This window comes from Reichenbachiella agariperforans (genome assembly GCF_900142205.1).
Taxonomy (GTDB): Bacteria; Bacteroidota; Bacteroidia; order Cytophagales; family Cyclobacteriaceae; genus Reichenbachiella; species Reichenbachiella agariperforans.
In genome coordinates this window covers 52,804-66,425 of sequence record NZ_FRAA01000003.1, presented here as the reverse complement: position 1 = coordinate 66,425, position 13,622 = coordinate 52,804, and the positions used below count along the sequence as shown (strand labels likewise).

Here is a 13,622-nt window from a genome sequence, read left to right as displayed (position 1 = left end):
TGCTTTTAGTTCATACGGATAGTTAGGTAGGTGTGGCGACCCGTAAGGATTACTTGCAAAATAATAATTAATAAGAGTAAGCAAGTCAATATGAATAGGGAATGGTAAAAAATGGATGAATCTATAAGGGGGAGGTGAGTAGCTCAGGTTGTGATTTAGTAAAGTGGGCGTGTGATTTATGGTTTCAATAGATCACACTGACTTGAGGATTGCTGAGTATCCATAGCTTCATGGAGAGCGTGTCGATCTTATTACCAGTAACGACTAGCTCTGTCAACATGGGAAGTTGATCGAGTTTAGAAAGTTCTTGTTTGAGATCTAATTTATTCATGGATAGGTTTAATTTTTCAAGGCGAGTGAGTTGATCCAAGTTGGAGGGTAGGGTTGTGAGGTTGAGGTCTACAAGCGTTAATGATTTTAGTTGAGTAAGTTCACAAAGTTCGGAAGGGATTTTATGAAATGGTGGGGTTGAAATATATAAATCGATATAACTGGACCACTGTGATAGGGGAGGGTAGACTTGCCAATTCGTGTCCATCATGATCTTGAGTTTTTGGCAGTCTTTTAGAGCGTTGATCTCTGGAGGGATGGAGTCTAGATCGTATTCACTCAAATATATGGTGACTTCAGGTTCGTTGAGTTGATCGAACAGTCCCTCCTTACTAGGAGCGCAACTGGAGAGGAAAAGGGGCAGTAGTACTGCTAGTAAAATAGCGACTTTCATCTTGGTTGGTCTGAGATATACTCGAAGATAATGTTTTGAATTTAGAATCAAACATTATTTTGAACGAAACCGCTATATGAAATAAAAGGACATAAAAAAGCCTCGGCAAATACTGCCAAGGCTCAAATTCATCAAGTAGGGCAGTACCCTTACTTCAATGCGATAGTTTTCTTCACGCTATACACGTCGTTGGATACTGTGTAAGCGTAGTTTCCTGCAGGGTAAGCAGATAGGTCGAATGCTTTGGCATATTTAGCACCATCTACTTTCTTGTCAGAATAGATCAAAGCACCGTAATTGTCATAGATTCTTACTTTTACTTCTTCACCTTCTAGTTTGTCAAAGATCACGATTACTTTAGAATCAGCAGTCGCTTTGATCTGTACTTTAAGCTCAGGGCTCACTACTTTTTCAGATTTCTCAGCTTTTTCTCCAGCGAAAGCTAGTGAAGAGCATGCTACCATTAGGGTCAGGGCGATTGTTTTGATTGTCGTTTTCATCGTAGTAATATTTTGTTTGTTTGAATTTGATTACGATGCAATGATAGCACAGCCCTACAGCCTACTAAAGCGGAAATCGGTGAGCTTCAAGATTTTTCAGGTGAGATTAATAATTATATCTATTGAAGGGTTAGAGCAGTGGGGAAGGTTTTACAAGTTATTGGATAAAAAAAGGGCAGTAGATTATACTGCCCTTTTAGTTGTTGTGTAGTTGAGTATTTAGTGTTTTACGATTAATCTTTTAATCACACGTGTTTCTTCATTGAGGAGTTGAACAAAATAAATTCCTGAATCAAGATCTGCAATGTTTAAGATTTCTGTTCCTCCTCTATGTTGAATCGTTTTGATTAACTCTCCATTTAGGTTAAACAGTTTCATCTCTGCTTGGTCTAACTCTGTCTCTATTGTTATAACCTTGTCAGATGGGTTAGGGTAGATGCTTACAGTCACGTTTTCATTACTCACACTTAACACCAGTTTGATGGTCAAAATACCATTAACAAGGTTGTAGTCATAATGAGTGTCTGTTCCACCCGTCAACAATAGATCAAATTGACCTGTAATATCTGAAGTTTCGGCATTTGTTTCTAGGGTAGGTAGTTCATCTAAATCATCGATGGTATCTCCTAGTTTAAAGCCAGAGATATTGTAAGTGAATTCAGGAAATGAACTTCCTTGATCCAGAATAATATCTTCTGCTTCAAAATTCAACGTTGCTTTCGAGACGTTGAAACTATGCTCTACAGCTATAGCTGATTGGAATTCGTTGTCTCCATCTTGAATTGCTCTTACGATGTATTGACCAACACCTGAAATTTGAAGAGAACTTTCTGTAATAGATCCTTGCCCAGCAATTAGTTCGAATACAACAGGTAAGTTGCTCGTAGCGGTAGCTGACAGATTAACCTCATTACCATAGGTTTGGTCTTTGATGGATTGAAAGCTGATAGTCTGTGACGTTTTAGTAGCGTCTGTTACTTTAAAAGTCCGTGATACCGACTCAGCTGCCAGATAGTTGTTATTGCCTACTTGTGAAGCTTCTATAGTAAATGTGCCTGTCGCATTGACAGTCAACGTACCGTCATCTATAGATCCGTCACCTGCAGTGAGTTCATAAGTCACCGCGAGTCCAGAGTTAGCCGTTGCATCCAACGCTACGCTACCTACGGCAATGTCTATGTCAGCTATTTCTGTAAAGGAAATGGTTTGTTCTGCTTTGTTGACTGTTAAAACTTGTTCGACAGCTGTAGCAGGGTTGTAGGTTTCGTCACCTGTCTGCGTGGCAGTGATTGTTGTAGTCCCAGCGCCAACAATGGTTATGGTGCTACCAGATATAGTTGCGACGTTTTCATCGGAACTGGTATAGGTTACATCAAGTTCTGAATCCGCAGTAGCAGTCAAATCAAAAGCCTCATCACCAAAGGTTTTCTCCTCCAAAGCTGTGAACGTGATGATTTGATCGGATTTCGAAGCGTCTGTCACTTCAAATGATTGTGAAACCGACTCAGCAGCCAGATAGTTGTCATTACCTGCTTGTGATGCGGTGATGGTAAATGTGCCTGTCGCATTGACTGTCAACGTACCGTCATCTATAGATCCGTCACCTGCAGTGAGTTCATAAGTCACCGCGAGTCCAGAGTTAGCCGTTGCATTCAACGCTACGCTACCTATGGTAATGTCTATGTCTGCTATTTCCGCAAATGTGATTGTTTGTTCTGCTTTGTTGACTGTTAAAACTTGTTCGACTGCTGTTGCAGGATTGTAAATTTCGTCACCTGTCTGTATAGCAGTGATTGTTGTCGTGCCAGCGCCAACAATGGTAACTGTGCTACCAGATACAGTCGCGACGTTTTCGTCCGAACTGGTATAGGTCACCTCGAGTTCTGAATCCGCAGTAGCAGTCAAGTCAAAAGCCTCATCACCAAAGGTTTTCTCCTCCAATGTGGTAAAAGTGATGGTTTGATCAGATTTAGAGGGACTTGTCACTTCAAATGATTGTGAAACCGACTCAGCAGCCAGATAGTTATCATTACCTGCTTGTGACGCGATGATGGTAAATGTGCCTGTAGTATTGACAGTCAACGTACCGTCTTCTATGGAGCCGTCACCTGCAGTGAGTTCATAAGTCACCGTGAGTCCAGAGTTAGCCGTTGCATCCAACGCTACGCTACCTATGGCAATGTCTATATTTGCTATTTCCGCAAATGTGATAGTTTGTTCTGTTTTGTTGACAGTTAAAACTTGCTCGACTGCTGTTGCAGGATTGTAAATTTCGTCACCTGTTTGAGAGGCAGTGATTGTTGTCGTGCCAGCGGCAATAATAGTAACCGTGCTACCTGAGACAGTTGCCACCGAAGAGTTGGAGCTCGAGTATGATATTGCCAATTCAGAATTAGCGACTGCTGTTAAGTCAAACTCTTCATCCCCGTAAGTCTTAGTTGTCAAATCACTAAAGGTAATCAACTGACTTTGTTTGGCTATTTCAATATCCACATAAGAATAAACACTTGCTCCATGAGAATCCGTAGCTTCGAAACGAATGCTGTAGTCCCCAACTGATCCAGTTGGCGGGTTGATGGTGAAAACATCACCTTCAATGGACATCCATTCTGGCACTGTAGAGCCTGTATTGTATGTCACTGTATAAACTAATACTTCATCATCAGCATCTTCAAAAACAGTTGATATATCGATTGTCGATACTATATCAATGAATACAGTCTGATCACTTAATGGGTTAGCATTCACTGGTGACTGATTGGTTGAGATCACACTAATTTCAAAAATATCAGAAACTGTTAGTTCTCCTACATCAGTACCAGTCACTTTAATATCCCAATCTCCAACTACAGATTCACTACTGATACCAGATAGGGTTTTGGTCTCTTCATCATAAGTCAACCAATCCGGCAAGTCTTCTCCATCAGCCAATGTCACAGAATAGCTTAATTCTTCATCCTCTTCATCACTGAAATGGCCTGTGAGTACTTTTGACACAGTTGCTCCTGCGTCTACTTCTATGTCACTGAGTCCAGAAGCCAAATAAGGTGCGTCATTGACCTCATTGATAGTCAGGCTAAAAGTAGTGCTGACAGATGCAAACTCATCCTGTGCGGTCAGTTTAATCATCAATACGCCTGTGTTGTCTTGTCGTGGTGTACCGGAGAAGTTCAACGTTTCCTCATCGAAAATCAGCCATTCGGGTAAGTCAGAATCATCTGACAATGAAATTGAATAAGTCAATTCGTCTTCATCCGCATCGCTGAACGTATTCTCATCAATAGAAAACTCAAACAAGTCATCCTCATCGGTTTCTAAATCCTCAATTTCATTAGCAACTATTGGTGCATCATTTTGGATAGAAACTTCTATGGTGAACTCAGTGGTAACACTAGCATCATTAGGATCAGTGGCTATTAGTTTTACGTCAAATTCAGCGACATCATCTACTACTGGCGTTCCTTCAAAGGTGTTTGTTTCAGTGTCGAATGTTAGCCACTCTGGTAACTCCGAATCGTCATCCAAAGATGCGGTCATTGTCAATTCATCACCATCTTCATCAGTAAATGTAGCTTCAGCTACTTCATAACTGAACAATGCATTTACTATGGCTGTTTTTTTGGTTATTGAACTAGATACAGTTGGTGCGTCGTTGACATTGAGTATAGTCAAATCAAATTCGTCAGAGACATTACCTCCTGCACCATCGTCAGCAGATACTTTTATCGCAATCGTCCCTACGTTGGCTTGCAAAGGTGTACCGCTCAAAGAATTGTCCGAATCGTCAAAACTTAACCAATCAGGAATGTCCGAATCGTCTGTTAGTGTCACACTGAGGGTCAATTCATCTGAATCAGCATCTTCAAACGTCTCACTTGGAATGCTAAAACTGAATTCTGCATCTTCGTTGGTCTCCAAATTGGACAATGCATTGGCGATTGTCGGTACAGTGTTGTTGCGGTTTTTGAAGTAACCAATTTCGTCAGCATTGTAGTTGGAGGTTAGGATGTCCAATCGACCATCTCCATTGATATCAGAGACCTGAAGACGCTGAATACCCAATTCTTGACCGGACAATAGCTGTGTATCAAAGGTATCATCTCCATTGTTTTCTAAATAAAATAGTGAGTTTGTAGTTTGAGAGGCTACAACAAGGTCCAAATCACCATCGGCATCTATATCGGCAACTTTAAAGTCCTCAAAATTATCGTCAAAAATAGTTTCAGTAGTGAATGTCAATGTGCCATCATTGTATAAAATTTCTAAATCACTGCTGTAGTGTAACCTGACGATATCCATGTCACCATCCTGATCGATATCTACCACTGCTGCTTCTTTAAATTCAAAACCTTCGTGAGATTCGAATGATTGAAAACCATCATTTTCGTACCATTCTCCGCCAGATCCTAACACATCATAATCACCATCCAAATCCAGGTCTGCTACCGTCACATTTGTATGGTCGTCATTGGATAGATGATGTTTGGTGAAATTCAACGTACCATCATTTTCATAATAATCCAATGAGTTGTCTGACGGTACGATTACATCAATATCTCCATCAAAATCCATATCCAAGAGACTGAAATCATTTGCACCAGAAACACCTGTAATCAAGTTGCTGCTCGTAAATGAACCTGTTCCGTCATTGCTGTCAATTTTTATGGCGTTGCTAAGTGACCAAACACTCACAATATCTAAGTCGCCATCTTGATCCATGTCGTATACGATAGAATGAGTTGCTTGTGTATTGAGATTGGTGGCAGTAGTTGTTGCTCGACTCTCAACATCTAACCAATTCACAGAAATGCCTATTCCAGAAGACACACTAGAGGCTATAATGTCATTCACTCCATTTCCATTCATATCACCTAGATCAATACTAGTTGGATCTATAGGTTGTGCGATGGTAGGTTGTTTTTGAAAAAAGGCACCTGAAATATCGGCGTTCGTGTAAAAGAAAAATGAATACGCAGAAACGCTAATCCCACCATCCTCGGACTCTATATCAGATGAAACCAATACGCGATATTCTTCATTGTTTAATAGAGCGTCATCAGGCGTAAAGCTAATCGTGGCAGTACCTCCACCAGAGATAACGCCTGATACCCGCAACCCTTTAGAATTCCTAACAATGATCGCATCGTCCAAAGTAGTGGTTTCTACCGTTTTATCAAACACAATGGAGACTATGACATCCGTATCATTGTATGTAGCGAGTGATGGCGAAAAAGAGTTTATTGAAATCAGTGCGGGTAGTGTCACCGAAAGCTCAAATACGTCTTCCGCATATTCTCCCGCATGATCGGTTCCTCGCACTTTTAGGCTGTACTCACTTTCTGCAGATAGAGGAGCAGTGCCCGTCAGCAAACGCGTCTCGTTGCTAAAGGCCATCCATCCTGGCAAAGGATCTCCATTGTCCAAAGTCATTGAATAGACAAAAACATCACTACCATCAGGGTCTACAAAGATATCATCCACTGAGATAGAAAACGCTACATCACCTATTACCTCCTCATCTTCTTTGGGCGTATCTACCACTGGCGTTTGGTTGACTACATTTTCATAAATCGTGATATCTGAATCTACTGTAGAAATAGCTGCAAAATCCAAATCACCATCACTATCTACATCCCCAAAAACCATAGAGTAGCCTTCTTTATCTGCTATATGCCAATAGGTAAAATCTAATGAGCCTTTGTTTTCTAGCCAACCCACTTCTTTGATGTCAGCTGCACTGGTGATAATATCTAGGTCTCCATCTGCATCTATGTCTACAAACCTTGCGAAACTGGGACCGTCCGTACCCTCAAAAATATTCGTATCGGTGAATACCTGATTGCCATCGTTTTGATAGATCACCACATGATCTTCCCTATTCTCAGCGGTAAGCAAATCCAAATCTCCATCGCCATCCACATCTGCTACATCCAAATCAGATACACCATCAGCGTCTGTCGTTATTTGATGCTGAGTGAAATTTTGGAACCCATCGTTTTCAAACCAGACTAGTGTATTGGAAGCGTACACATGCCCACCTGCCACAAGGTCCATATCTCCATCTTGATCCAAGTCGACAGGAAGTACCGTCTCAGTCATTTGAGTCAAAACACCTAATTCTATTTGAGTAAAATTGCCTGCACCATCGTTTTTTAGCCACCATATTCCTTCAGAGTTGATTTCCCATACAATAACGTCAAGGTACCCGTCTCCATTGATGTCAGATAAAATGACACTTCCGATAAAGTCAAGATCGGTGGTAATTGAGTGACTTGAGAATGTCTCATTGCCATCGTTTTCGACCCATTGAATTGTAGGCCTTCGAGCAGTAACCAAATCTAAATCTCCGTCCAAGTCAATATCGCCTATATCGAACCCTAGGGATGATCCTGAATTATCTATGGTAGTAGCAGTAAAATTGCCATCTCCATCGTTTTCATACCATTCAATATTGCCCGTATCAATACCATTAAGTATATCTAAATCTCCATCTCCATCCAAATCAATCATTTTAAGTTTTTCGGCATTTGCCCCTGCTGATAATTCGGTAGATCCTACGATTAATGCTGGACTACTAGGGGAGACAGCCGCACCTACGACAAAACTGAAAGTATTATTTTCTACCACGATACTTCCCCCTTGACTCGTCAGAGTAGTCAATATTTTTACATTCACGGCCTCTCCCGGAAAGAAATCATTAGTCGGGTCAAAAATAATATTGGGCGTGCCACCACCAGAAAAAGCACCCGAAACCAAACCAGACATAGAGCCAATGACTTGGAAATGTTGGATGTTGAGTGTAGTGGCATCTATGCTTTCAGAAAAAGTAATACTAATATTAGATGATGCAACAATCCCGCGACTCTGATGTGTAGGCGAATGGTCGTCTATGGTCATCAGCGAAGTAGGTGAGATCACAATATCAATTACATCGTCTGTAGATAACCCTCCTGGATCAGTAGCGATTATTTTAACTGATATAGTACCTACATCAGTAGCAGTAGGAATCCCTGATAAATTCCTCGACTCTGGATCAAAAGTCAACCAATCGGGCAAAGGGTCATCATTGGATAGAGCAGCACTATAGCTGAGTGTTGATAGCTCAGGGTCTGAAAAGGCATCTGAAGGTACGAGATAACTGAAGGTTAGATATGACTGAGCAACTTGGTCTGCTAAGGGGTTGTCTAAGACAGGAGATTCATTGGTTTTGTTTTCAAACCAAATAATTTTTTCATTACCCGTACCTACTAAGTCCAATCGCCCATCTAAATTTAAGTCGACTAAATCACTAATATATGGTCTGATTATGTCCGCACATAGTGTTCTTTCTGTGAAGTTTTCAAGTCCATCATTTTCAAACCAAAGTATAGCTTTACCTACATTATCTGCTGCAAAAACATCCATATCTCCATCACCATCTACATCGCCCACCGATGGGTTATGCATCACTTCTGCTGAGTTGATTATTGTATGTTTTGTAAAGGATTGGCTACCATCATTTTCATACCATAACAACCAGTCGTTATTATGAAATGTGGTGATCAGATCTAAATCACCATCATCATCTAAATCTACAACTTGGAACTCTGTATTAAAACCATACCCATTACCGTCTATAAAATGCTCAGTAAATGAAAGGGCGCCATCGTTTTCGTACCATGCAAACCTAGTATTAGATCCTAATGGCTGACATAATATATCCATATCACCATCACCATCTATATCAGAAAAAGTTACCGCTCTTCCATTAGCGTGGGTTTCTGACATGTTTTGTGGTATATAGGTTCCCGAACCAGAATTGATATACAAAACAACTCCTCCGCCATTAGTTGCTACGCCTATATCGTTCCATCCATCACCATTCAAATCGGCTACATCAGCTGCGTACGGCGCATAGCCTGAGTTTACTATCACGTTTTCTGAAAAACTGCCAGTACCATCATTTTCATACCAATTGACATAATTAAAATAATTACTTACACCCAAGACATCTGGATAACCATCACTATTAATATCACCTACCTGTATGGTAGTAGGGTTTGCATCATAAACTTCATCGCTGGCACCATAGGAGAAGTTTTCGTCTCCATCATTTTCATACCAACGCATGTTTCCATAATTACCTCCTAATATATCCAAATCATCATCACCCTCTATGTCAGCTATTTGTGTTGCTCCCGCACCTATACTGGTTACCAATTTGGCAAGGCTAAGAGGAGTAGAATATGCTGGCAAGGTCTTGACTCGAAATGTAAATGAAAAACCGTTCGTCAATGGATCGCTTCCAGTAGATTCTATGGATTCGGTCAGCGTCACTTGTATCCGATCTCCATACAAGAAATCATTCGTAGGATTCACTGTGATGACGGCTGTACCTCCGCCAGAAACAGAAAACGGCAAAGCACCTTTGACGGCACTGGTGACGATGATGTTGTCTGCCAAAGTGGTCGCATCAATAGAAGCGTTGAAGGTTATTTCGATATCCTGGTCTATTAACGCGTAATTTTCGTTTTGATTAGGAGATAAGCTCGTAATCTCTAATTGAGCATACCCAGAGAAAAGTGTAAAGACTAATAGAGTGGTAAGTAAGGTTTTCATACAGCGATTTTTAAATATTTAGATCTAAAATCGCTAGATCCCTTTAGCTCACGAATTCCCTTTTAGCAGAGGGGTATTTTCATTTAGTGAAGGGGAGGTTTGAACAAGTAAAGAAATTACAGCATGGATAGCATTTTTAAAAACTCCTTACGATAGGATTTTCCTAGTAGTACTTTGTGTCCTCTTAAAAATACATAGCCTTCTGAGATAGAATCAATATGATCAAAATTGATAAGATAAGATCTGTGGATACGCATAAAACCGAAAGGTAGGAGCTTTTCTTCTACACTCTTCAGTGTGTGGCTGATGATGAATTTGTCTTTTTCTGTATAGACATTGGCATAGTTATCAAAGGCCTCTACGTAGACGATATCTGATGACATCACAGAGACAATCTCTTGTCCGTTTCGCAAGAAGAGTTTCTCAGGAGTTTTGGCTTCTTTCGTGGTTTTCTGAACCCTGGATAGGGCAATTTCTACATTAGCGATGAGGTCACTTTCGTTGAAGGGTTTCACGATGTAGCCAGAGGGGTTAGTCTTTTTCGCTCGATCGAGTGTTTGCTGATCGTAGTAGGATGTCAGAAATACAAAGGGGATATTCAGTTTCCCTGCTAGGTCGATTCCGTCTGCATCTCCTTCTATATTGACATCAAGTAGCGCTATGTCTGGATTGTGTTTGTCAATAGATGCTAAGGCATCTGGGGCTTCATCTACTATGTCTACGACGGTGTACCCGTTTTTCTCAAGAATGCCTGCTATATCATCGGCGATCAATGGCTCGTCTTCTACTACCAACACGGAGGGTTTACTCATACGACTAATTTATATCGGGAAAGGTTCAAATACACGATTGTGCCGTTTTCATTTTTTACTATAATCTCAGCCTTCAGTTTTCGGGAGAGTGACTTAATCATTTTCCAGCCAAATGAGTTCGAGTTTCGCATCGTTTCTTCATCCATACCGACCCCATTGTCACGGACCATGACTTGTAGTATGTCATCTATTTCTTTGATCTCTATGTCCAACCGACCATGCTCAATCCCTCCAAAGGCATATTTCAGGCAATTGGTGATGAGTTCGTTTAAGATGAGACCTAATGGGATGACGGTATCGATATCCATTTTTATTTTATGTGCAGAGACACTGCTTTCCACTCGATCTCTGTCTGTGCCAAAAGCAGTAAAAAGTTCAGAGACCAGATTCTCTATATAGTCATGGATGTCGACTCCTCTGATATCGTCGGCACTGTAGAGTCTTTGATGGATCAAGGCCATTGATTTTACGCGGTTTTGTCCTTCTTTGACTGCATCTATGGCTGCTTCATCGTCTAGCGATCCTGCTTGCAGATTGAGTAAGCTAGAAATGACTTGCAGGTTGTTTTTGACACGGTGATGAATCTCTTTGAGGAGTGTTTCACGATCTTCCAATGCATGGGTGATCTCAATGTTTTTGTTTGTGAGTAGTTCGGAGGTTTTCTTTTTGGAAGTATAGCGTTGGTACAAAAAGCCTGCAAAAATGATAAGGATAGTAAATCCAGAGACGAATACATTGCGTTGGTTCTGAGAGTTGGCCAAAGCCAGTGCTGCATTTTTTTGTTCCAATTCTAGCTCTGTGATGACTCGTTCTTTTTGTTCCGCTTCGTATTTGGCATTGTACTCGTTGATGGTTTCTTTATTCTTGATGTTAATCAACGAATCACGAAGTATGAGATATTCGGACTGTAAGCGGTATGCGTTTTCATAATCCTTCATTGTCTCATAGACTAAGTATTGTGCTTGTTTAGTCTCTATGAAACGACCAATGTCTCCCAGTTTTTGTATATATTCTAGACTTAAAGTGTAGTAATCCAGCGCTTTGAGTAGTTCGTTTTTCTCACTATATAGTTCACCGAGTTTTCGATAGAGTACGCCTAACCCTTCATGATCTCCGATTTTCTTCTGGATGGCCTCAGACTTATTAAAGTAATATTCTGCACTATCGAATTCTTCCATATAGGAGAAAGTACTACCTAAGTTTAAGTAGACAATACTCTCCATCAATTGATCTGCACTCTCTACGAAAGGAGCTAGTGAGCTATGTAGGTAGAAGAGTGAGGAGTCGTACTGTTCTGTCTTGTTAAATATCAGTGCAATGTTGATCTTGGATTTGGCCACTTCCTCAGGGTTATTGAGTTGTGTCCTGATATTCATACTCTTGAGGAAATAAGTCAACGCTTGGTCATAATCATATTGTTGATAATGGAGAGCCCCTACACCATTGTAGGCCCACGCCAGATGTTTAGGAGAATTGATTTGTTCAAAAATCTCAATACTCTCAAAATGTAAGACGAGTGCGTCAGAAATATTTCCTTGAATTTCATCGACTATGGCTAGAGTCTCTTTGGATATCCCTAGTTGTAGGCTGTCATTTTCGTTGATCTCAATGGCCTTTAGTAGAAAGACTCTCGCACTATCCAAATCTTTGTATGTGTATTCATAGGCCAGGTCATTGAGTACGATTAGATTTTCGGGCTGCTCGATGAGGACAGCTTTCAGGCTATCGATATAGCTCTTGTCTTGACTCCAGCAGGTACAGGATAGAATAGATAAGGTGATCGTCAGTGTTAAACGGAAGCGGTTCATTAAGGAAATTTGCGTTAGGTATGACCAAAACTAAGAAAACAATTGAGAAACTAGATTTATGTATCAACAATTGTGCGATTCACCCAGTGCAGATGTGAAGGATTGTAGGTTGATTTGAGGATTGAAACCAAAGAACTGAAATTAATACAGAATATTAAGACATGAAAAACACATTACTAGCCGCTGGTCTATTGGCAATGGTATCTTGCACCGCACCAAAGACCTCCGAAGGGGAAGTTCAAACACCACAAGACGATATCCAACGATGGGAAGCCGAATTGTTTTATGAAGACAAAAACGAGTTAGGCGAAGGGGCCATTTGGAACCACGAGACGAATGAGCTCTGGTCGGTAGATATTGAGGGCAAGAAGTGGTTTCAGCTCGATGTGTCTAACAAGTCTCAGTTGGTACATCAGTTGGTACAGCGGATAGGAACGATCGTACCGTCTGCGGATGGACGTGCAGTAGTAGCACTAGAAGACGGTGTGTACTATTATGATCCTACTACAGGAGAACAAGAACTAATCGTGACACCTGATATGCATACGGGTAAGATTCGCTTCAACGACGGCAAGTGTGACCCGTCAGGCAGACTTTGGGTAGGCTCGATGCATCTCGATCAGATTAGTGATGCGGCAAGCCTCTATAAAATTAGCGCTGACGGTGGCTCAGAGCAGATGCTTGACAGTGTGACCATCTCCAACGGGATCGTTTGGTCATCTGACCAAAAGACGATGTACTATATCGATACACCAGATGGCAAAGTACGGGTATTCGATTATGATGACGAGACGGGTACGATCTCAAACGAGCGTAGTTTGATGGATTTTACGGCATACGGCTATCCCGATGGCAGCACAATTGATGCTGAGAACAATCTGTGGGTGTGCCTATGGAATGGCAACAAAGTGTTGCAGATCGATACCGAGTCAGGAGAGATCATTGGTGAAGTGCATATTCCTGCACACAACATCACGTCTTGTGCTTTCGGGGGAGAGAACTTGGACTCGCTATTCATCACTTCTGCTAGAGTGGATATGAGTGAGGCGGAATTGGACTCTCTACCACACGCTGGAAGTATATTCGTAGCAGTCCCGGGAGTCAAAGGGGTTAAAGCCAATTTCTTCGGTCAGAAGTAAGTTATACTTCAAGTGTAAATGTGATGATTAGATTTTGGCTA

At 41.1% G+C, this 13,622-nt stretch carries 6 protein-coding genes; 1 reads left to right on the top strand and 5 read right to left on the bottom strand.

Annotated features, from left to right (window positions below; genetic code table 11):
* Positions 1–184 precede the first annotated feature (184 nt).
* The 5 genes from BUB99_RS09580 to BUB99_RS09555 form a co-directional block, all read right to left on the bottom strand.
* Positions 185–724 (bottom strand): leucine-rich repeat domain-containing protein, encoded by a 540-nt coding sequence (locus BUB99_RS09580; RefSeq protein WP_073121932.1) that lies wholly within the window; start codon positions 722–724, stop codon positions 185–187.
* A 149-nt stretch (positions 725–873) separates the two neighbouring features.
* Positions 874–1,224, bottom strand: coding sequence for a T9SS type A sorting domain-containing protein (locus tag BUB99_RS09575; protein WP_073121930.1), 351 nt, complete (start codon positions 1,222–1,224; stop codon positions 874–876).
* A gap of 219 nt (positions 1,225–1,443) precedes the next feature.
* Positions 1,444–9,822 (bottom strand): FG-GAP-like repeat-containing protein, encoded by an 8,379-nt coding sequence (locus tag BUB99_RS09565; protein ID WP_073121926.1) that lies wholly within the window; start codon positions 9,820–9,822, stop codon positions 1,444–1,446.
* A gap of 116 nt (positions 9,823–9,938) precedes the next feature.
* On the bottom strand, positions 9,939–10,634 hold the full coding sequence (locus BUB99_RS09560; protein WP_073121924.1) for a LytR/AlgR family response regulator transcription factor: 696 nt from the start codon (positions 10,632–10,634) through the stop codon (positions 9,939–9,941).
* Complete coding sequence (locus BUB99_RS09555; protein WP_073121922.1) at positions 10,631–12,442, bottom strand: histidine kinase dimerization/phosphoacceptor domain -containing protein; 1,812 nt, start codon at positions 12,440–12,442, stop codon at positions 10,631–10,633. The genes BUB99_RS09560 and BUB99_RS09555 overlap by 4 nt, the downstream gene beginning before the upstream one ends.
* 161 nt (positions 12,443–12,603) lie before the next feature.
* Between BUB99_RS09555 and BUB99_RS09550 the strand changes: the two genes are divergently transcribed.
* Positions 12,604–13,581 carry an SMP-30/gluconolactonase/LRE family protein gene (locus BUB99_RS09550; RefSeq protein WP_084190478.1) on the top strand — a complete coding sequence of 326 codons (978 nt, stop codon included), beginning with the start codon at positions 12,604–12,606 and terminating at the stop codon, positions 13,579–13,581.
* Positions 13,582–13,622: the final 41 nt, after the last annotated feature.